Genomic DNA, 22,708 nt, shown 5'->3' on the forward strand with positions numbered 1-22,708 from the left:
TTTATGCTTAAATAAGCTGAAAATCGGTAAAAAGATAAAAACTACTACAAAAAAAACATGATAAATGCTATTATTAAAGAATTGAAATAACAAAAACGCTTTTACTATGGAGGTATGACATGAGTAAGGTCAAGAGAGTGTATGTTGAGAAAAAGCCTGACTATGCGGTCAAGGCGAAGGAACTTCACGAAGAGATTAAGAACTATCTGGGTATCAAGGCTGAGTATGTGAGAGTGCTTGTCAGATATGATATTGAGAACATATCAGATGAGACATATGCAAAGGCTCTTGAGACAGTATTTGCTGAGCCGCCTGTAGATGTGATCTATGAGGGTGAGCCTGAGCTTGCTGCCACAGATAAGGTGTTCTCAGTAGAGGCACTTCCAGGTCAGTTCGATCAGAGAGCCGATTCAGCAGAGCAGTGTGTAAAGCTTCTTGCAGAGGATGAGGAGCCTGTTATCAAGACTGCCACAACATATGTACTTTCGGGCGACGTGACAGACGAGCAGATGAAGGCTGTCATGGACTACTGTGTAAACCCTGTTGATTCAAGAATATGCGGTATGGAGATTCCTGAGACTCTGGTTACAGAGTTCCCTGAGCCAGCCGATGTTCATATATTTGACGGATTCAAGGACATGGCAGAGGCAGATCTTAAGGAGCTTTATGACTCACTTGGACTTGCCATGACATTCAAGGATTTCCTTCACATCCAGAACTATTTCAAGGGTGAGGAGAAGAGAGATCCATCCATGACCGAGATCAGAGTTCTCGATACATACTGGTCAGATCACTGCCGTCATACAACATTCTCAACAGAGCTCACAGATGTAGAGTTCGACGATGGAGATTACAAGGATCTTCTTGAGAAGACATTTGACGCATACAGAGCAGAGATGAAGGAGATGTACAAGGACAGAGATGACAAGTTTGTATGTCTCATGGATATAGCCCTTATGGGCATGAAGCAGCTCAAGGCAGCAGGCAAGCTCGATGATATGGAAGTGTCAGACGAGATCAATGCTTGTTCTATAGTTGTTCCTGTAGTTGTGGACGGAGTAGAGGAAGAGTGGCTCGTATTCTTCAAGAACGAGACACACAACCATCCTACAGAGATCGAGCCATTCGGTGGTGCTGCTACATGTCTTGGCGGTGCTATCAGAGATCCGCTCTCAGGAAGAGGTTACGTATACCAGGCTATGAGAGTTACCGGTGCAGCTGATCCTACAAAGTCTCTCAAGGACACAATGGAGGGCAAGCTTCCACAGCGTAAGATCGTGACAACAGCAGCCCACGGTTACAGCTCATATGGTAACCAGATCGGTCTTGCAACAGGTCTTGTAAATGAGATATATCATCCAGATTATGTTGCAAAGAGAATGGAGATCGGAGCAGTTATGGGTGCAGCTCCAAGACGTGCTGTAAAGCGTCTCACATCTGATCCGGGAGATGTAATCATCCTGCTCGGCGGACGTACAGGCCGTGATGGCTGTGGTGGAGCAACAGGTTCATCCAAGGCTCACACATCACACTCACTCGAGACATGTGGTGCTGAGGTTCAGAAGGGTAACCCACCTACAGAGAGAAAGATCCAGAGACTCTTCAGAAGAGAAGAGGTTTCATCTATTATAAAGAAGTGTAACGATTTTGGTGCCGGCGGTGTGTCAGTTGCCATCGGAGAGCTGGCAGACGGACTTGTGGTAGATCTTGACAAGGTGCCAAAGAAGTACGCAGGTCTTGACGGTACAGAGCTTGCAATATCAGAGTCCCAGGAGCGTATGGCTATAGTTGTCGATCCTAAGGATGTTGACACTATGCTCGGATACGCTGAGGAGGAGAACCTTGAGGCTGTAGTAGTTGCAAAGGTTACAGAGGAGCCTAGACTTATCCTCAAGTGGAGAGGCAAGGACATCGTGAACATCTCACGTGCATTCCTCAACACAAATGGTGCTCATCAGGAGACTCAGGTCAAGGTTGAAGTTCCAAGCAAGGCTGACAATTACTTTGATTCAGTTAAGGAGCCTGAGGATGTCAAGAAGACATGGCTCGATACACTGTCAGATCTGAATGTGTGCTCACAGAAAGGACTTGTGGAGATGTTCGACAGCTCTATCGGAGCAGGAACAGTCACAATGCCTTACGGTGGAAAGTATCAGCTCACACCTACACAGACAATGATCGCAAAGCTGCCTGTACTCAAGGGTAAGACAGACACTATCACCATGATGAGCTACGGATTTGACCCATATCTGTCAAGCTGGAGCCCATATCACGGTTCAGTATATGCGGTTGTTACATCAGCAGCCAAGATAGCTGCAGCAGGTGGAGATGTAAGCAAGATCAGACTTACATTCCAGGAATATTTCAAGAGACTTGGAACAGACCCATACAGATGGGGACAGCCACTGGCAGCACTCCTCGGAGCATATGATGTTCAGATAGGACTTGGACTTCCGTCTATCGGTGGAAAGGACAGTATGTCAGGTACATTCAATGATATAGATGTACCTCCAACACTTGTATCATTTGCAGTTGACGTGGCAAGCTACATGGACGTTGTGACACCTGAGCTCAAGAAGGCAGGCAATGTTCTTGTGGAGATGGATATAGAGAAAGACGAGAACGACATACCTGTATATGAGAATGTTCTGTACATGTATGACCTCCTGAACAAGAAGATCAAGGAGGGCAAGATCCAGTCTGCATACGCAGTTGGATTTGGCGGTATCATAGAGGCTGTCAGCAAGATGGCATTTGGAAATAAGCTCGGTGTTGAGCTTGAGGATACAGTCAGCAAGAAGGATCTTGTTGCCAAGAACTATGGCGCTATCATTCTTGAGGTTAAGGCAGCAGATCTTGATCAGCTCGGAATTCCTGTCAAGAAGATAGGTAAGGTTACAAAGGAGCCTGTATTTACATACAAGGATGTCACAATCACTATGGACGAGGCTCTTGCAGCATGGACAAAGACTCTTGAGAAGGTATTCCCAACAGAGTCAAATGTTCCACAGACAGAGATCAAGACAGGTCTCTTCGACGCCAAGACAGTTTACACGTCAAGGAACAAGGTTGCAAAGCCAAAGGTATTCATACCTGTATTCCCTGGTACAAACTGTGAGTACGACTCAGCAAAGGCATTTGAGAGAGCTGGCGCAGACGTACAGACGATAGTATTCAGAAATATGACAGCACAGGGAATCAGAGATTCAGTTGACGCATTTGCAAAGGCAATCAGCGATTCACAGATCATCATGTTCCCAGGTGGATTCTCAGCCGGTGATGAGCCAGACGGATCAGGTAAGTTCATCGCAACTGCGTTCCGTAATGCAAAGATCTCCGAGGAGGTCATGAAGCTCCTGAACGAGAGAGACGGACTTGCACTTGGTATCTGTAACGGATTCCAGGCACTCATCAAGCTCGGTCTTGTGCCTTACGGCGAGATCAGACCACAGACGGATGATTCACCTACACTGACAATGAACAGCATCGGACGTCATCAGTCCAAGATGGTATACACCAAGGTTGTAACAAACAAGAGCCCATGGCTGAAGAAGGCAGAGCTCGGCGGAGTATACACAATTCCTATCTCACACGGTGAGGGACGTTTCGTTGCAAGCAAGGAATGGTGCGAGAAGCTCTTTGCAAATGGACAGGTTGCAACACAGTATGTCGACATGAACGGCAACCCAACCATGGACGAGTACTACAACGTCAACGGTTCATACTATGCGATCGAGGGTATCACAAGCCCAGACGGACGTGTCCTTGGTAAGATGGGTCACTCAGAGCGTATCGGACAGGCTGTAGCTGTAAACGTATACGGCGACCAGAACCAGAAGATATTCGAGAGTGGTGTGGAGTATTTTAAGTAAGATGAAATCATGTCACACGGATTATATCCGGTGATATACCAATAAAAATAGCACAGATGTGCAGGAGTCATAAACAGTTTTAGATGACTGAGAATACGGGGACAGGTGAGAGTAGATTCCATACCTGTCCCCGTTTGTCTTTATATTTATGCGTACTGACTGCCGGGGATGATGTGGCAGAGCTTTGACGACCGGGAGGAGATTCTGCGTGAGAGAAAAAAAGAAAAACAGAATAGAGATTCTGGGAATTGCAATGCTGGTGCTTCTGATAAGTGGTGTATGTATGATCCCTTGTTTTAAGACAGGCCTGCCATACGGTGATGACCAGCAGGTTCATATGCTCAGGGTGGAGAGTATCCTCAAAGCGCTAAAGTCAGGGCAGGGATACCCTGTATATATATATCAGACTATGTTGGAAGGGTATGGCTACGGTATGGGAATATTTTACCCTGATTTGTTCTTGCTGCCAGCCGTTCTCTTCAGACTTCTGGGGGCATCACCGGAGATTGCAATGAAGATATATATATATGTACTGATGATATGTACGGGACTTACTGCGTATTATACAGGGCGGAGCATTGGCAGAAGCCGTTGCGCGGGTGTTGTCACTATGGTGCTTTACACAATGGGACATTATCATCTTGAGGATGTATATACCAGATTTGCACTTGGCGAAATTGCTGCCATGGTATTTATTCCACTGGCGTTTCTTGCTCTTTACGACCTGACTGAGATGGGACACAGTAGAAAAGGCCTTTTATGTGTATCATATTCGTGTCTTATGCTTTCACACACGATAAGCTTTGTATTATGTGTAGTAATGGGAATAATCTGGGTGTGTGCGAGATGGAAAAGAATTGCGGCTTGCAGAAGACTTATTGGGGCTGTGTGTATGGAAGCTCTTGCGTGTGCAGTACTTACATGTTATTATTGGCTTCCTGTACTTGAACAATTTGCAGATGGAAGGTTCTATGTAAGCAATGAACCGGCATTTTACACACATGAGGAGACTCAGACACTGCTCGCGATAGTGAGTGGAAAGTATTCGGTTGCATTCATTGAGATTGGAATACTGGCACTTATGGTATTTGTCAGTATATATAAAAAAGTATATAATAAAAAGGCTTTGATGTGCCTTGTGACAGCGGCGGTGCTTCTTGTATGCGAGACAAAGATTTTTCCATGGAAACTTATCGACAGAACTCCATTTGTCAGTATACAGTTTCCGTGGAGACTGAATATGTTCACAGAATTCTTTGTGGCGCTTGGTCTTGCACTTCAGTCAGTGGATATAATAAAGCTGTTGCCATCATACAGAAGAAATGCGTGTTTATGTGCGGCTGGAAGCATACTTATCGGTATTTTTAGCCTGAATATGGTATGGAATATAGAACTTGGTGGCTATGTGAACTATCCGGAAGGTTATGCGGATAATGCAGGAAGTACAGACAGCATAGGGTTCTGGGAGTGGCTTCCAGCAGAAGGGGATCTTGCAACATCTGTCGGAGCAGAAAGCAGCGGGATGGTAAAGTGTGAAGATACTTACATACGGGGGCGCTATGGATCAGACGGAAGCTATGAGTTTGATGCGGGTAAAACTGCGGGGGAGTGCATAGTTCCAAAGTATTATTATAAGGGATATGAAGCAATAATGGCTGATGGACGGAAACTGACGGTAAGCAAATGTCTAAATGATGGATTGGTAGAAATATCAGTTTTGCCAGAGGCAGGTAAAGTTGTTGTAAAATATAAGGGGACAAAGATTCAGCATTGGTCATGGAGAATAAGTATATCAGCGGTCTTGCTTATGTTATTGATACTTATAATGCAACATGCTGTCGAAAAAGGAAAAATACAAAGTTATATGGAGTGATGGAGTAATTATGGAAAAAAAGAAAATCAGGTCAAGAAAAATTGTTAAGTATGGAATGGCATTTCTGATTCCTATCATATGTATAGTGATACATATGATGATGACGGACTGTTATCCATTTGGAAAGAATACTATACTGCTTGGAGATTCTAATACCCAGTATTATGCGTTTTTTGTGGAATTATCAGGCAGGATAAGACAGGAAAAATCAATTTTTTTCAGTTGGGACATGGGACTAGGATATGATTTCTATACTAATTTCTTTTATTATCTGGCAAGTCCTGTCAATCTAATAGCAGTTTTGTTCGGCGGTTCACATATGGAGCTGGGAATGATCGTCAGTATGTGTATTCAGGTTGGACTTTGCGGAGTTACTATGACCTATTTCTTATCGCATACCAGCAGAAATAAAATGCAGCACGGATGGCTGAATGACATACTCTGTGTTGTGATGGGAATGGCTTATTCCATGTGCGATTATATGCTTGCATATCAGTATAATCTCATTTGGCTTATATGCCTTCTTCTCGTGCCTGTTATGATGCTTGGCGTTGAGAGACTTATTGAGGGCGGTGATGTGAGACTTTATTTTGTGATGCTTTTCATGTCATTTGTATTCAACTTCTATTTTTCGTGGTTTGTGGCTATGATAGCTGTGATATGGTTTATCGATGTGAAAAAGGATAGCTGGAAAATGTTTTGGAAGCGTGGAGTGAAGTTTGCACTCACATCTATGACGGCTGCACTCAGTGCATGTGTTGTACTTGTGCCGTGTTTCCTTGCGATAGTTGGAAGAGAAGGTGCAAGTTCACTCACAGAAGATATACCATTTAGCAAGTTTGGTAATTTTGCAAATTTGTTCCAGAGCTTTTTCTGGGGACATGATATAGATATAGCTGGAAGAACTCTGTATGCAAGGAATATGTATATGGGACTGTCTCTGCTTTTCCTTGCGGTTGTATATGTGTTTAACAGGAATATACAGCTTCGGGCAAGAGTTAAGAGACTGGTGGAGATAGCGCTGCTTGTTGCCTGTCTGAATCTGACAGGGGCACTGTATGTTCTTCATGGGTTCACATATCCACATCTATATTCTTACAGATATGCTTTTATTCTTGTCATACTTCTTATTGTTTCAGCTTTTGAGTGTGCTGTGAACTGGACGAAGCCGGGGATTCGGGAAGGGATACTGACCGGAGTTGTATTTCTGGTTTTCCTTGGGGGCGTTTTTCTGGCAAACAATGAGGTGCAAAATGTAGTCTGCTATATGGTCACGATTCTGCTTATTATATATTTGTTTATGGTATTTGTATTGCAGGCCAGAAACAGCATAAAGATAAATTCTCTGATTGTGAATTTTATAGTAATACTTTTTGTGGAACTGATATCCAATGCCGTATATGTGAATACGGATGCATATACTACGGGCAAGGAGCATCTAGGCGGGACTGACGGATGGAGAGCCATATATAATGAAAAGGACAACAGTGATCTTAATAGAAAGACATCCTGGATTTTGTCACAAAATAATACAGTCTATTCAGACACTAATATATTCTCTTCAATCATAAATACAAAAGTGACATGGCTTTTTGATGCGCTTGGAATGGTGTATCAGGAACACGGCGCTACATATGCATACAGAAATACTACACCGGTAACTGCGCTTATGTTCAATGTAAGAAATGTATTATCGGATGCAGATGCATATTATGGTGGATATACAAAGGAGCAAAGTTATAATCTGAAAAACGATGTGTACGATATAGATGATGAGATTGCATGGTATACAACAGACTATGCTGTGGGAGCGGGCTTTTCTACAGATGGCAGTATAAAAGATTGGAATGTGTCAGACGTAGTTCCGTTTGAGGTGCAGAATGAATTCGTGAAAGATGTGTCGGGAGTTGAAGGAGTGTTCACTCATGTTTCACCGGATGAACTGACTGATTTTGATGTGAAATATAGAGGATGCACTCCGGATAGACAGGTCTTGCCGGATGGAGTAACTTTGGAGAGAAAGACTGATAAAAATGCTTATACATATATGAATGTGTCGCTCGATGAAGATTACCATGCCACACAGATTTATACGTTTACAGCTCCGAGGGATATGCATTTGTATGTGAGCCTTGAGGATGCAAATAAGCTGTGTAATATTGTAACTGTAGACGGAAATGTGATAGCGGATATAAATGAGTATGACGCTTATCCCTCACCAAAGGATGTACTTGATCTCGGCGAGCTGAAGAGTGGGCAGAAGGTCGAGATACAGGCAGTCAATCTGTCCACAGTCCTTAAAAAAGGAGTAACGTGTATAGATTTCTATGAATATCACGATGACAAGATGCAGGAATGCAAGGAATCAATTAAGGATAGGACACTTTCACTTGACACAGTGACATCTACATATGTAAAGGGTACGGTGACAGCAAAGGAGGATGGTATATTGTATACATCAATTCCTTATTACAGAGGCTTTACAGCGTATGTTGATGGAAATAAGACCGATATAACACCGTTGGCAAACGGTGCGCTTGTGGGTCTGGAGCTGACAGCAGGAACACATACAATAGAATTCAGGTATGTAACATATGGCTTTAAGCTAGGGCTTATGTTATCTGCAGCAGGATGGCTCATAGTTGTATTATACATGGTGAATCTCAGACGCAGCAGGAAAAAGAAGGTACAGGCTGCATAGAACAGATAGCGCAATAAATTAAGTGGGGATTGATATGGGTACAAAGCAAGGAGAAGTAAACAAACATAAAAAGAGCGGGATTCTGTATGCGGCTGTATTCTTAGTTACATTTCTGATATATACAGTAATTCTGATTCTGCAGAAAGCATATCCGTTCGGAGATAAAAGTTTTCTGACGTATGATGCATATGTGCAGTATAAGAATATGTTTCATATGTTATTTGAATGGATTTCGGGAGGTGGCAAAGGAAGCTTTATCTGGTCGATGGGAATGGGAATCGATGCTGTACAGGAGTCACTGTATTACTGCCTGAGCCCGTTCAATATCATCGTTCTGATGTTGGGAGAGAGCAGGCTGGAACTTTCCATGGTATTGCTTATCATCATAAAATCCGCCTGCCTGCCGGTCACGGCGCTTTACTTTTTCAGACATACCAATAAGAAAAATATAGAGAATGGGTACAGCCAGACAGTTGCAACGTTCATAGAGCTGGCATGCAGTATGGCATATGGACTGTCCGGGTATGTCCTTGCATATGGACATAATATTATATGGCTTGATGGGCTTATTCTGCTTCCGATAGTGGCACTTGGCATAGAGCATCTGTCAGATGGAAAAGGATGGATGTTATACACGCTGTCTTTGGCAGCGTCTATCATATGCAATTTCTATTTTTCATTCTATATATGTGTGTTTGCCGTGATATATTTCTTGCTGGAAAAACGGGAAAATGTCAGAGATTTCCTATGCAGAGGACTTTCGTTTGCTGGCTGCTCGGTGCTATCTGCTCTACTCGCAGGAGTGGTTCTGATCCCTGCCGGACTGGTGGTCATGAGAGCTGCGTCTTCGGTGACTGATATGGGACTTGAAGGAACACAGATGTGGGGGCAGTTTGGAGCGTATATATCCTCGTTCTATCCACTGAAGGATCTGGAATGTGTATCTATGTTCAGCAATAACAGTTATTGTGGAAGTATTGTTGTATTTGCTGCCTGCCTTTTTCTTTTGTCTTATGTGAGTGACTGGAAGACGAGGGTGAAATACTGTATAGCCATGGCCGTGCTTGTGCTCGCCCTGAACTATCTCCCGCTTAATTATGTGTTCCATGGCATGACGATCACACATGGACTTGGAAACAGGTTTGCATTCATATTAACATTTATATTAATTGTTGCAACATATCGAATTCTCATGAATCTTGCTAAGTTGAGACTGAGGTATATTGCTGTAAGTACTGCGGTGGCAGGCGTAATATTTGTGGCAAGTCTTATTGACAGCAGAGAGATGAGTACCCCGCTTGGCTATGTTATATTTATGCTTATGCTGGCATTTGCAGCCATTCTGTGCGTGCTTTGCAGAAGAGGAAGCATAAAGCCGGGAGTGGCTGTGTGCATTATCTGTGGCTGCTGGATAGCTGAGATTATGGGAAATGCATTATATGTAATGCCGGGCAAGACGGAGGACTGTCTTCTGACAGATGCTGTAAGACTAGATCAGTGGGAATCAGTATACAATTCCCTGGATACAGAAAATGGCACCAGAAAGAGCGCTATGGTTTATGAGAATTATGCGCCATATTCTCAGACAAACTGGTATTCATCCATGGCAAATGGAAATACGATCAGAGCGTTTTCCAGTATGGGACTTGCCCACTTTGACAATGTTGAATATATATATTCGGGAACTACACCGCTTACAGCGCTCATGTACAATGTCAGATATGTGCTGAGTCCGGAGAATGGTACTTACGCAGGGTATAACCTTGTTGCTGAGAATGACGTATACAATCTGTATGAAGCAGAAACTCCTGAGATGATGGGATTTATGTTGGATGATGGTATCGTAGACTGGAAAGCAGACAGGACACCTCTTGAAAATCAGAATGATTTTATGAAGAGTGGCTGTGGTCTGTCGTCAGATGTATTTACAGAGATTGATATATCGGATTGGAGTACTTCTTATCTCAATCAGGACACACTTAGGGAATCAGTGGGTTATTGCATATACAGAACGTCAAATGCATTTGTGCCGATGACCCGGTATGAGTTTGATGCTGAATCTGATATGGATATGTATGTCTACAGTAAGGATAGCCGCGATCACTATGTGGAGATGATCGTGGACGGAGATCTCAGGGTATCGAATGGGTCATATGTTACAGAACAGTTGTCACATGTCGGCCTCGTAAAGAAAGGACAACATGTCAGGATAACTATAGGAGGTGCGACCAGCTCTAAAACAGGAAGTGTTGGAGAGCGATTTGTAAAGGTATACAATTACAATGCAGATGAATTTGAGAAAGCAGAAGAGAAGATACTTGATAGTCCGCTTGAGTGTACAGGATTTGTAAAGAATACTTTCTATGGAAGTGTGGATGTGAAAAATCCAGGTATCCTGTATATCGCATATCCATATGATGATGGGTTTAAGATATATGTGGATGGAGAGCCGGCAGAAAAAATTCGCCTTGGTAGAGGCAATATGGGGGTCCAGATATATGCGGGCAGTCACGATATAGAAATTGCATACAGAACACCTGGGCTTATGGCTGGCGCACTGGTTTCGCTGTTTGGAATATGCATCATGCTGTTTATGCTGAGGTGGGACAGTAAACAGAAGCATGTAATCACACCCCTACCCACTCCATAAATTTCTTCATAGCCGTGCTCTGATTCTTCATTCCTGAGTAAGCGAAGCCGACACTCCTGCTCGGAATAGGAGTGTCAAGCGGAAGTTCGGTTATAACACCGGATGAGAGCTGTTCCTGCGTGAATTCGCGAACCACGCTTGCGACGCCCATTCCTATGGCAGCGAAGTCGATGAGGAGATCCATGTTGTTGATTTCAAGTACCTGGCTGCAGCTTATGCCCTGTGAGCGGAGATACTCGTCCACGTGGGTACGGGTTACATTTGCCTCCTCAAGAACCATGAGGTTGGAGCCTTCAAGGATGTCAACTGTTGATATATTGGACATACCTGAGTTACTTGAGTTATGAATAGTGGTAGAAGCAGAGATGCCGGATGAATGTCCGGTATCTCTGCTTTTTTTATCCGCACTTTGATCTGTTGCATCGCCGTGTGTGGCAGAGGCTAAGCCTGAGTTTAGCAGCGGTATAATGTTACCCTTGATATTGCCTGAAAGCTCATCGGCAAAGCTGTATTGATCTCTGCCATTTGCGCGCTCGTAGAAATTATCCAGATATTCAGGGCTTGCCACAAATACGTCATGTATCTCCTTGACAGGAGAGTAGACTATCCCCTTTGGAAGCTCTGTGTTGCAAATCAGGCCTATATCTATATTTTCGTTTCTGAGAAGCTTGATGGTGTTCACGGTTGAGTGGCAGTCTATGCTGAACTTGATGTTTGGATTCTCCCTGATGAAGTCCTTCAGATAGTCCAGGAGTATGTGCTTGCACAGGGATGTGCTCACGCCGATTCTTATGTGACCGATTCCAAGCTCCTTGTAATTCTTCAGATTTTCCTCACCCATATTCAGAGAGTCAAATGCCCTCTCAACATATTCATAGAGAACCTGTCCCTCTTCAGTCAGAGTTACCCCTCTGGAACTTCTGTTAAAAAGCGCAGTGCCGAGTTCTTCTTCAAGTTTGGAAATAGCCTTGCTTATCGCGGGCTGACTGATGTAGAGCTGATTTGCGGCCTTGCTGATGTTGCCGGCTTTGGCAACTGTATGAAAAATAACGTAATTGTTCAGATTACTTATCATGATATTCCCCCAGGTTATAATAACTATTCTTTTTATATATTGTAATTATACCTAGATGAGTGATATTATCAAGAGTAAGAATTTGTATTTAGAAACAAATGATAGGAGGACTATAAATATGGGTATGACCATGACTCAGAAGATTTTAGCTGCTCATGCAGGACTGCCATCAGTTGAAGCAGGACAGCTTATCGAGGCAGATTTGGATTTAGTATTAGGAAATGACGTAACAACTCCGGTCGCAATTCACGAGATGGAGAAGTTCAACAAGAAGGAAGTATTTGACAAGAAGAAGATAGCACTTGTCATGGATCACTTCACACCTAACAAGGATATCAAGAGTGCAGAGCACTGTAAGTGTGTAAGACAGTTCTCAGCGGCAAATGAGATCGAGAACTATTTCGATGTCGGAGCAATGGGTATCGAGCATGCGCTCCTTCCGGAGAAAGGACTTATCGTGGCTGGTGAGACATGTATCGGAGCAGACTCACATACATGTACATACGGAGCACTCGGTGCATTCTCAACAGGTGTCGGAAGTACAGATATGGCAGCAGGAATGGTGACAGGCAAGGCCTGGTTCAAGGTTCCATCAGCCATCAAGTTCAACATCGTTGGAGAGAAGGCAAAGTGGATCAGTGGTAAGGACGTCATCCTTCACATCATCGGTATGATCGGTGTTGACGGTGCGCTTTATAAGTCTATGGAGTTTGTTGGAGAGGGAATCAAGAACCTCACAATGGACGATAGATTTACAATTGCGAACATGGCCATCGAGGCAGGTGCCAAGAATGGTATCTTCCCTGTCGATGAGCTTACAGAGGAGTACATGAAGGAGCACAGCACAAAGTCATATACAAAGTATGAGGCAGACGAGGACGCTGTATACGATGCAGAGTACACCATCGACCTGTCACAGCTTAAGCCGACAGTTGCTTTCCCTCATCTCCCAGAGAATACAAAGACTATCGATGAGGTCGGAGATATCAAGATCGATCAGGTAGTCATCGGTTCATGTACAAATGGACGTATATCAGATATGAGAATTGCGGCAGATATCATCAAGGGAAGAAAGGTTGCTGACGGTGTCAGAGTTATCGTCATCCCTGGAACACAGGATATCTACCTTCAGTGTATTGAGGAAGGCCTCATGACTATATTTGTCAAGGCCGGAGCAGTGGTTTCAACTCCTACATGCGGACCATGTCTTGGAGGACATATGGGCGTTATGGCAGCAGGAGAGAGAGCTGTATCAACAACCAATCGTAACTTCGTAGGACGTATGGGTCATGTAGACTCAGAGGTGTATCTTGCCAGTCCTGCTGTTGCAGCAGCTTCAGCTATCACAGGTAAGATCAGCAGTCCTGACGAACTTGGATTATAAAAGAGATAAAGGAGATAGACTATGAAAGCACATGGAACAGTACACAAATACGGTGACAACGTAGATACAGATGTAATCATCCCTGCAAGATACCTGAATTCATCAGACCCTGCAGAGCTCGCAAAGAGCTGTATGGAAGATATAGATAAGGATTTCGTAAAGCGCGTAAAGCCGGGCGATATCATGGTGGCAAGAAAGAACTTCGGCTGTGGATCTTCAAGAGAGCATGCACCTATAGCCATCAAGGCTTCAGGAATAAGCTGCGTAATCGCAGAGACATTTGCCAGAATCTTCTATAGGAATGCCATCAATATTGGACTTCCGATCATCGAGTGCCCTGAGGCAGCAGAGGCTATCCAGGCAGGCGATGACGTGGAGATCGATTTCGACAGCGGTATGATCTATGACAGAACCCAGGGAACAGAATTTAAGGGACAGGCATTCCCTCCATTCATGCAGGAGATCATCAAGAGCGAGGGACTCATCAACTATATCAATAATAAAAATAAATAGAGTATGAGCATGTTTGGCCAGAGTGAAGATATATCATGAAAGGCAAAACAGGAAGGAGACAAAAATGCAGTGTAATTTAGCCGTAATAAAAGGTGACGGTATCGGCCCTGAGGTAGTTACAGAGGCTATGAAGGTTCTCGATACAGTTGGAGAGAAGTTCGGACATACATTTGACTATGAGCAGATCCTCATGGGCGGATGTTCAATAGATGCGACAGGCGTGCCACTCACAGACGAGGCAGTGGCAGTTGCAAAGTCAAAGGATGCGGTTCTTCTCGGTTCAATCGGAGGAAATACATCCACATCACCATGGTATAAGCTCCCTCCAAATCTCCGCCCGGAGGCAGGACTTCTGAAGATCAGAAAAGAGCTTGGCCTCTTCGCAAACCTTCGTCCAGCCAATCTCTACGATGAGCTGAAGGAGGCATGTCCACTTAAGGCTGAGATCGCAGAGCGCGGATTCGATATGATGATGATGAGAGAGCTCACCGGTGGTCTCTACTTCGGCGAGAGACACACAGAGGAGGTTGACGGAGTTATGACAGCCGTTGATACCCTCACATACAATGAGAACGAGATCAGAAGAATAGCCATCAAGGCATTTGACATAGCTATGAAGAGAAGAAAGAAAGTCACATCCGTTGACAAGGCCAATGTCCTTGACTCATCAAGACTCTGGAGAAAGGTCGTTGAGGAAGTGGCAAGGGATTACCCTGAGGTTGAGCTTGAACACATGCTCGTCGACAACTGTGCGATGCAGCTTGTGAAGGATCCTGCACAGTTCGATGTGGTTCTCACAGAGAACATGTTCGGAGACATCCTCTCAGACGAGGCGTCCATGATCTCAGGTTCTATAGGAATGCTTTCATCTGCATCACTTAACGAGACAAAGTTCGGTATGTATGAGCCATCAGGCGGATCGGCACCTGACATAGCAGGCCAGAACAAGGCGAATCCGATAGCAACCATCCTGTCTGCGGCAATGATGCTCAGATACACATTTGACCTCGACAAGGAGGCAGATGCAGTTGAGAACGCTGTAAAGACGGTTCTCAAGGACGGATACAGAACAATAGATATCCACTCAGAGGGAACACAGCTCGTAAGCTGTTCCGAGATGGGTGATCTTATCTGCGAGAGAATATAGAAAGGACCATTATTGGAGGAGAATAAGATGAAGAGTGATAATGTTAGGGTTGGAATGCAGCAGGCACCACACAGATCTCTGTTCAACGCACTGGGCATGACAAAGGAAGAGATGGAGAGACCTTTAGTAGGTATCGTATGTTCATACAATGAGATAGTTCCAGGTCACATGAACCTGGACAAGATAGCACAGGCAGTAAAGATGGGAGTTGCCATGGCAGGTGGCACACCTGTTATGTTCCCGGCGATCGCTGTGTGTGATGGTATAGCAATGGGACACATCGGAATGAAGTATTCACTGGTTACAAGAGATCTGATCGCAGACTCAACAGAGGCTATGGCTATAGCACATCAGTTTGACGCGCTCGTCATGATCCCCAACTGTGACAAGAACGTTCCAGGACTTCTCATGGCAGCAGCCAGAGTAAATGTCCCAACAGTATTTGTATCTGGCGGTCCTATGCTTGCCGGACACGTAAAGGGAAATAAGACAAGTCTTTCAAGTATGTTCGAGGCTGTAGGTTCATACGCAGCCGGAACCATGACTGAGGAGGATGTATACGAGTATGAGTGCAAGACATGTCCTACATGCGGATCATGTTCAGGTATGTACACAGCAAACTCTATGAACTGTCTGACAGAGGCTCTTGGAATGGGACTTCCTGGAAATGGAACAATCCCTGCAGTATATTCAGAGAGACTTAAGCTTGCAAAGCATGCAGGAATGGCAGTTATGGATATGTACAGAAAGGGCATCAAGCCTAGAGACATCATCACAAAGGAGTCAATCATCAACGCTCTTACAGTTGATATGGCACTTGGATGTTCAACCAACTCTATGCTCCACCTTCCAGCCATCGCACATGAGATCGGTTTCGACTTTGATATCTCATTTGCAAATGAGATCAGCGCAAAGACACCTAACCTGTGTCACCTTGCTCCTGCAGGTCACACATACATGGAGGATCTCAATGAGGCCGGTGGTGTGTATGCGGTTATCAAGCAGCTTGCAGATGCAGGACTCATCAACAAGGACTGCATGACAGTTACAGGCAAGACAATAGGTGAGGCTGTTGCCAATAGTGTAAACAAGAATCCTGAGGTCATCAGACCTATGGACAATCCATATACAGTTACAGGTGGTCTGGCTGTACTCAAGGGTAACCTTGCACCAGACGGCTCTGTAGTAAAGCGTTCAGCAGTTGTGCCTGAGATGCTGGCTCACAAGGGCCCTGCAAGGGTATTTGACTGTGAGGAGGACGCAATCGCAGCTATCAAGGGCGGCAAGATCGTAGAGGGTGACGTGGTAGTCATCAGATACGAGGGACCAAAGGGAGGCCCTGGTATGAGAGAGATGCTCAACCCTACATCAGCCATCGCTGGTATGGGACTTGGCTCATCAGTTGCCCTTATCACAGACGGAAGATTCTCAGGAGCAAGCCGTGGAGCGTCCATCGGACATGTATCACCTGAAGCTGCTGTGGGCGGACCTATCGCTCTTGTTGAGGAAGGCGATATGATCGAGATCGATATCAACAACCTCAGCATCAAGCTCGATGTCTCAGACGAGGAGCTTGCAAAGAGAAAGGCTGCATGGAAGCCAAGACAGCCAAAGGTTACAACAGGCTATCTTGCAAGATACGCAGCTATGGTTACATCAGGCAACAGAGGTGCTGTTCTTGAGGTGCCAAAGAATTAATTGATCACAATTAAGGGAAAAGGAGAAAGTAAGATGTCAAAGATATCAGGTTCTGAAATTGTTATAGAGTGCCTTAAAGAACAGGGCGTTGACACCGTGTTCGGTTATCCGGGAGGAACTATCCTCAACGTATATGATGCCCTCTACAAGCACCAGGATGAGATCAACCATGTGCTCACATCACATGAGCAGGGGGCTGCCCATGCGGCAGATGGATATGCCAGAGCTACAGGCAAGGTCGGAGTATGTATGGCCACATCAGGTCCGGGTGCCACCAACCTTGTAACAGGTATAGCTACAGCATACATGGATTCCATTCCTGTTGTGGCAATAACAGCAAATGTAGGTGTAAATATGCTCGGTAAGGACAGCTTCCAGGAGGTAGACATTGCAGGTGTTGTTATGCCTATCACCAAGCACAGCTTTATCGTGAAGCACATAGATGATCTTGCACCGACCATCAGACGTGCGTTCAAGATCGCAAAGAGCGGCAGACCTGGCCCGGTGCTTGTGGATATAACAAAGGATGTAACCGCAGCGGAGACAGAGTATATACCAGAGACACCGGAGGTCATCGAGAGAAAGACAGACACCATCCGCGAGGAGGATGTGAACAAAGTCCTTGAGATGATCAAGGTTTCAAGAAGACCATTTATCATGGCAGGTGGCGGATGTATCATCTCTGACGCATCAGCAGAGCTTGCAGAATTTGCAGATAAGGTGGATGCACCAGTGTGCGATACACTTATGGGCAAGGGCGCATTTGACGGAAGAAGCGAGAGATATACAGGCATGATCGGTATGCACGGAACAAAGGTGTCCAACCTCGGTGTGTCAAGGGCAGATCTTGTGATCGTTGTTGGTGCCAGATTCTCAGACCGAGTTATCGGAAATGCATCCAAGTTCGCGCCAAATGCAAAGATCATACATATAGATATAGATGCAGCCGAGATAGACAAGAACATCCCTACAAATGCCAGCATAGTCGGCGACGCAAAGGAGGTCCTGAAGCTCCTCAACAGCAAGCTTGCCGCCCAGTCCAACAAGACATGGATGTCTGAGATCGAAGACCTCAAGAAGCAGAATCCTGACGTGTACAGCTTTGACACACTGAACGGACCTGCAGCTATCAAGAAAATCTACGAGCTTACAGATGGTGATGCGATCATCACAACAGATGTCGGACAGCATCAGATGTGGGCAGCCCAGAACTATATATTCAAGGAGCCTAGGACATTCCTGTCATCAGGCGGACTTGGAACCATGGGTTACGGTGTTGGCGCAGCTATCGGAGCAAAGTACGGCAGACCTGATAAGACAGTCATCAACATAGCCGGTGACGGATGCTTCAGAATGAATCTGAACGAGATAGCGACAGCTGCGAGATACAACGTGCCTATCATCCAGGTAGTCCTGAACAACCACGTACTTGGAATGGTAAGACAGTGGCAGACACTGTTCTATGACCACAGATATTCCAACACCGTGCTTGACGATTCGGTAGATTTCGTCAAGGTAGCAGAGGGACTTGGTGCCATGGGAATCAGAGCCAACACCCTTGATGAGTTCGAGGCAGCAATGAAGACAGCCCTGACAGCAGGCAGACCTGTGGTAATAGATGTAACAATAGCGGGAGACGACAAGGTATGGCCAATGGTAGCTCCGGGAGCAGCCATCGATACCTGTTTCTCAGAGGACGATATGTAATATATGTCAATATAAGCTCGGAAAGGCACCATATTTGTGCGCGTACAAAACATAGATATGGTGCTTATATATATAATCCCTACTTGCCGACAGGCGAAAAGAGTGCTATAGTACAGGGATATAAGCGATAATAAAGTTGTTTTACTTGATAATATAAGAATTTAGTAAAAATAACTTGTTAATCGCAAGCGAGATACACCAAAAGAACAAAGATAAGTCAGAATTTTCATATAAATGGGAACGAAGGACATTTTTGTTAAGTAAAATATCTCGCACACATTTTATTAGGTCATAAACAGATGATTTCGTCTTGAGCGAAGAACAAGATTGGAAATTGCTGTATTCCTTTCGCGGGGCATTTGAGGTCGCCGGTACTTGGCGATACAAAGTGAGCCTTAGTACCGCTGCAGACCGAAACGAGCGAGAGCGTCCCCAGAAAGGAATACAAGCATTGACAATCTGTTCGTCAGGAAGGAAAAATCATCGTCACAACTAAAAAGAAGGAGAGATAACAAAAATGGCAAGAGTGTACAACTTTTCAGCAGGCCCTTCAGTTCTTCCTGAGGTGGTATTAAAAGAGGCAGCAGAAGAAATGCTTGATTACAAGGGAACAGGCATGAGCGTAATGGAGATGAGCCATCGATCTAAAGCCTTCGACAATATCATCAAAGAGGCAGAGAAGGATCTCAGAGATCTCATGAACATACCTGACAACTACAAGGTGCTTTTCCTTCAGGGAGGAGCTTCACAGCAGTTCGCAGCAATTCCAATGAATCTCATGAAGAATGGCGTAGCTGACTACATCATCACAGGTCAGTGGGCAAAGAAAGCATACGAAGAAGCAAAGAAATATGGAAAGGCAGTTGCAGTTGCATCATCAGCAGACAAGACTTTCTCATATATCCCAGATTGTTCAGATCTTCCAATAGATGACGATGCTGATTATGTATACATTTGTCATAACAATACTATATATGGAACAACATACCACACACTTCCTAACACAAAGGGCAAGATACTTGTTGCAGATATGTCATCAGACATTCTCTCACAGCCTGTAAATGTTGAGGATTACGGTATGATCTACTTCGGAGTTCAGAAGAACGTTGGTCCTGCAGGCGTAGTAGTGGCTATCATCCGTGAGGATCTTATCAGAGATGACGTAATGCCATTTACACCAACCATGCTCAAGTACAAGACTCAGGCAGATGCAGACTCACTCTACAACACACCTCCATGCTACGGCATCTATATCTGTGGCAAGGTATTCAAGTGGGTTAAGGAGATGGGCGGCCTTGAGGCTATGAAGGCTCACAACGAGAAGAAGGCCAAGATCCTCTATGATTTCCTCGACAGCTCAGAGCTCTTCAAGGGAACTGTAGTAAAGGAAGACCGTTCACTCATGAACGTACCATTTGTAACTGGTGACGCAGACCTTGATGCAAAGTTCGTCAAGGAGGCTACAGAGGCTGGATTTGTCAACCTCAAGGGGCACAGAACAGTAGGTGGTATGAGAGCATCTATCTACAACGCAATGCCTATCGAGGGTGTTGAGAAGCTTGTAGAGTTCATGAAGAAGTTCGAGGCAGAGAACAAGTAATATATAGTAACAGAAAAGGGAGAAAAAGACATGTCAGTAAAGATTAATTGCTTAAACCCTATCGCCAAGTGCGGTATGGAGCTTTTACCTGATACATATGAAGTAACAGACAATTTCGCAGATGCAGATGCAGTTCTGGTCAGAAGTGCATCCATGCATGATCTTGAGCTGTCAGACAACCTTCTGGCAGTAGCCCGTGCAGGTGCAGGTGTCAACAACATTCCACTTGATAAGTGCGCTGAGAAGGGTATCGTAGTATTTAACACACCAGGAGCAAATGCAAATGGTGTTAAGGAGCTTGTAGTAGCAGCACTCCTCATGGCTTCAAGAGACCTCGTTGGCGGTTACAACTGGGTCAAGGACAATGCCGCTGAGGCAGATATCGCCAAGATGGTGGAGAAGCAGAAGAAGAACTACGCAGGCAATGAGATCCTTGGCAAGAAGCTCGGTGTAATCGGACTTGGTGCCATTGGAGCAAAGGTTGCAAATGTTGCACTTAAGCTCGGCATGCAGGTATACGGATATGATCCATATGTGTCAGTAGATGCAGCATGGGGACTTTCAAAGGATGTAAAGCACATCACAAATGTAGAGGATATCTACAGAGACTGTGATTATATAACAGTTCATGTTCCAGCTCTTGACAGCACAAAGGGAATGATCAATGCAGATGCATTTGCACTGATGAAGGACGGCGTGAAGATCCTCAACTTCGCAAGAGACGTACTGGTCAACGATGAGGATATGAAGGCAGCACTCGACTCAGGCAAGGTTGCAAAGTATATGACAGACTTCCCTAACCCAGCTATAGCAGGTTACAAGAACGTGGTAGCATTCCCACATCTTGGAGCTTCAACAGCAGAGTCAGAGGACAATTGTGCAGTTATGGCTTGTAAGGAGATCAAGGCATACATCAACGATGGAAACATCAAGAACTCTGTAAACTATCCAAACGTAAACATGGGACAGTGCAGTGATGTAGCCAGAGTTACTATCTGCCACAAGAACATCCCTAACATGCTCACCCAGTTCACAGGAGTATTCTCCAAGAAGGGCGGCAATGTATCAGGAATGATCAGCAAGGCAAAGGGCGATTACGCATATTCTATCCTTGATATCGGTGTAGAGCCAACAGCAGACGACATCGCAGAACTCTCAGCAATCGAGGGAGTTGTTAAGGTAAGAGTCATAAAGTAATAAAAGATAAATAGGAGAGAAGAAAAATGAGTGACAAGTTAAAGGTAGGTATCCTTGGCGCAACAGGTATGGTAGGTCAGAGATTTATCTCACTTCTTGAGAACCATCCTTGGTTCGAGGTCGTTACAGTTGCAGCCAGCCCAAGAAGCGCAGGCAAGACATACGAAGAGGCAGTTGGTGACAGATGGAAGATGGATACACCGATGCCAGAGGCAGTTAAGAAGCTTGTAGTATACAATGTCAATGAGGTAGAGAAGGTTGCTGCCACAGTTGATTTTGTATTCTCAGCAGTAGATATGACAAAGGATGAGATCAAAGCTATAGAGGAGGCTTATGCCAAGACAGAGACTCCTGTAGTTTCAAACAACTCAGCTCACAGATGGACTCCAGACGTTCCTATGATGGTTCCAGAGATCAATGCAGATCATGCAGAGGTTATCAAGTTCCAGAAGAAGAGACTTGGAACAGAGAGAGGATTTGTTGCAGTTAAGCCTAACTGCTCTATCCAGAGTTACGCACCTGTACTTACAGCATGGATGCCATTTGAGCCATACGAGGTGATCGTGAGCACATATCAGGCAATTTCAGGAGCAGGCAAGACATTCAAGGATTGGCCTGAGATGCTTGGCAACATCATCCCATATATCGGTGGTGAGGAAGAGAAGTCAGAGAAGGAGCCACTCAGAATCTGGGGTAAGGTAGACAAGGAGAATGGTGTGATCGTTCCTGCAGAGGGAATCACTATCACAAGCCAGTGTATCAGAGTCCCAGTTCTCAACGGACATACAGCAACTGTATTCGTAAAGTTCAGAAAGAACCCTACAAAGGAGCAGCTTATCGAGGCTATGACAAGCTTCAAGGGCGCGCCTCAGGAGCTTGGTCTTCCAAGTGCACCAAAGCAGTTTATCCAGTACCTTGAGGAGGACAACAGACCACAGGTTGCTCTGGACGTTGACTTCGAGAAAGGTATGGGTATCAGCGTTGGACGTCTCCGTGAGGATTCAGTATATGACTGGAAGTTCGTTGGCCTTTCACACAACACTGTAAGAGGTGCTGCAGGTGGTGCAGTTCTCTGTGCAGAGCTTCTGAAGGCTAAGGGATATATCACAAAGAAGTAATAAATTATATGGATATTTGAAGTGTCTGTGCTAACAATATCATAAAGATTTGCCGGGATAATGTTGCTGCTATGAAATGAGCATGTTCCGGCAATTTTTTTGTTTTGCATGGCGTTATATTATGCAGTATTATTGATAACATTATGTTGACATTGCACAAACAGGTATACTAA

General features: G+C 44.8%; 13 protein-coding genes. 12 read left to right on the forward strand and 1 reads right to left on the reverse strand.

The genetic code is table 11. The features are described 5' to 3' along the window. Nucleotides 1-119 precede the first annotated feature (119 nt). The 4 genes from ARA78_RS01485 (at nt 120) to ARA78_RS01500 (ending at nt 11,096) form a co-directional block, all read left to right on the forward strand. Nucleotides 120-3,872, forward strand: coding sequence for a phosphoribosylformylglycinamidine synthase (locus tag ARA78_RS01485; protein ID WP_055279870.1), 3,753 nt, complete (start codon nt 120-122; stop codon nt 3,870-3,872). Between the two features lie 208 nt (nt 3,873-4,080). Beyond that, nucleotides 4,081-5,745, forward strand: coding sequence for a DUF6541 family protein (locus ARA78_RS01490; protein WP_055279871.1), 1,665 nt, complete (start codon nt 4,081-4,083; stop codon nt 5,743-5,745). A gap of 10 nt (nt 5,746-5,755) precedes the next feature. Continuing rightward, nucleotides 5,756-8,446, forward strand: coding sequence for a YfhO family protein (locus ARA78_RS01495; RefSeq protein WP_055279872.1), 2,691 nt, complete (start codon nt 5,756-5,758; stop codon nt 8,444-8,446). 34 nt (nt 8,447-8,480) lie between these two features. Then, nucleotides 8,481-11,096: a YfhO family protein gene (locus tag ARA78_RS01500; RefSeq protein WP_055279873.1), complete on the forward strand. Its 2,616-nt coding sequence runs from the start codon at nt 8,481-8,483 to the stop codon at nt 11,094-11,096. On the opposite strand, the gene ARA78_RS01505 is transcribed toward ARA78_RS01500, so the two are convergent. Beyond that, on the reverse strand, nt 11,074-12,171 hold the full coding sequence (locus ARA78_RS01505; protein WP_055279874.1) for a LysR family transcriptional regulator: 1,098 nt from the start codon (nt 12,169-12,171) through the stop codon (nt 11,074-11,076). The two genes, ARA78_RS01500 and ARA78_RS01505, sit on opposite strands and share 23 nt — an antisense overlap. Nucleotides 12,172-12,289: 118 nt before the next feature. Between ARA78_RS01505 and leuC the strand changes: the two genes are divergently transcribed. The 8 genes from leuC to asd all read left to right on the forward strand — a co-directional run bounded on the left by leuC (nt 12,290) and on the right by asd (nt 22,535). Then, nucleotides 12,290-13,555, forward strand: coding sequence for a 3-isopropylmalate dehydratase large subunit (gene leuC / locus ARA78_RS01510; RefSeq protein ID WP_022216079.1), 1,266 nt, complete (start codon nt 12,290-12,292; stop codon nt 13,553-13,555). A 21-nt stretch (nt 13,556-13,576) separates the two neighbouring features. After that, nucleotides 13,577-14,068: a 3-isopropylmalate dehydratase small subunit gene (gene leuD, locus ARA78_RS01515; RefSeq protein WP_022216080.1), complete on the forward strand. Its 492-nt coding sequence runs from the start codon at nt 13,577-13,579 to the stop codon at nt 14,066-14,068. A gap of 64 nt (nt 14,069-14,132) precedes the next feature. Beyond that, on the forward strand, nt 14,133-15,215 hold the full coding sequence (leuB, locus tag ARA78_RS01520) for a 3-isopropylmalate dehydrogenase (RefSeq protein WP_055279875.1): 1,083 nt from the start codon (nt 14,133-14,135) through the stop codon (nt 15,213-15,215). A 27-nt stretch (nt 15,216-15,242) separates the two neighbouring features. Further along, nucleotides 15,243-16,913: a dihydroxy-acid dehydratase gene (gene ilvD, locus ARA78_RS01525; RefSeq protein ID WP_015533540.1), complete on the forward strand. Its 1,671-nt coding sequence runs from the start codon at nt 15,243-15,245 to the stop codon at nt 16,911-16,913. A gap of 33 nt (nt 16,914-16,946) precedes the next feature. Then, entirely contained in the window at nt 16,947-18,620 is a 1,674-nt protein-coding gene (ilvB, locus tag ARA78_RS01530) for a biosynthetic-type acetolactate synthase large subunit (protein ID WP_055279876.1), read from the forward strand. Nucleotides 18,621-19,137: 517 nt separating this feature from the next. Further along, nucleotides 19,138-20,220 (forward strand): 3-phosphoserine/phosphohydroxythreonine transaminase, encoded by a 1,083-nt coding sequence (serC, locus tag ARA78_RS01535; protein ID WP_015533539.1) that lies wholly within the window; start codon nt 19,138-19,140, stop codon nt 20,218-20,220. Nucleotides 20,221-20,250: 30 nt separating this feature from the next. Further along, on the forward strand, nt 20,251-21,417 hold the full coding sequence (locus ARA78_RS01540) for a phosphoglycerate dehydrogenase (protein WP_015533538.1): 1,167 nt from the start codon (nt 20,251-20,253) through the stop codon (nt 21,415-21,417). Between the two features lie 26 nt (nt 21,418-21,443). After that, nucleotides 21,444-22,535, forward strand: a complete 1,092-nt coding sequence (asd, locus tag ARA78_RS01545; RefSeq protein WP_055279877.1) for an aspartate-semialdehyde dehydrogenase — start codon at nt 21,444-21,446, stop codon at nt 22,533-22,535. Nucleotides 22,536-22,708: the final 173 nt, after the last annotated feature.

The organism is Coprococcus eutactus (assembly GCF_001404675.1).
GTDB classification, from domain to species: Bacteria; Bacillota; Clostridia; order Lachnospirales; family Lachnospiraceae; genus Coprococcus; species Coprococcus aceti.

Coding starts and splice junctions, on each gene's coding strand:
- leuC (WP_022216079.1), top strand. CDS start 12,290: ATGGGTATGACCATGACTCAGAAGATTTTAGCTGCTCATGCAGGACTG.
- serC (WP_015533539.1), top strand. CDS start 19,138: ATGGCAAGAGTGTACAACTTTTCAGCAGGCCCTTCAGTTCTTCCTGAG.
- leuD (WP_022216080.1), top strand. CDS start 13,577: ATGAAAGCACATGGAACAGTACACAAATACGGTGACAACGTAGATACA.
- asd (WP_055279877.1), top strand. CDS start 21,444: ATGAGTGACAAGTTAAAGGTAGGTATCCTTGGCGCAACAGGTATGGTA.
- ARA78_RS01495 (WP_055279872.1), top strand. CDS start 5,756: ATGGAAAAAAAGAAAATCAGGTCAAGAAAAATTGTTAAGTATGGAATG.
- ARA78_RS01505 (WP_055279874.1), bottom strand. CDS start 12,171: ATGATAAGTAATCTGAACAATTACGTTATTTTTCATACAGTTGCCAAA.
- ARA78_RS01540 (WP_015533538.1), top strand. CDS start 20,251: ATGTCAGTAAAGATTAATTGCTTAAACCCTATCGCCAAGTGCGGTATG.
- ilvD (WP_015533540.1), top strand. CDS start 15,243: ATGAAGAGTGATAATGTTAGGGTTGGAATGCAGCAGGCACCACACAGA.
- leuB (WP_055279875.1), top strand. CDS start 14,133: ATGCAGTGTAATTTAGCCGTAATAAAAGGTGACGGTATCGGCCCTGAG.
- ARA78_RS01485 (WP_055279870.1), top strand. CDS start 120: ATGAGTAAGGTCAAGAGAGTGTATGTTGAGAAAAAGCCTGACTATGCG.
- ilvB (WP_055279876.1), top strand. CDS start 16,947: ATGTCAAAGATATCAGGTTCTGAAATTGTTATAGAGTGCCTTAAAGAA.
- ARA78_RS01500 (WP_055279873.1), top strand. CDS start 8,481: ATGGGTACAAAGCAAGGAGAAGTAAACAAACATAAAAAGAGCGGGATT.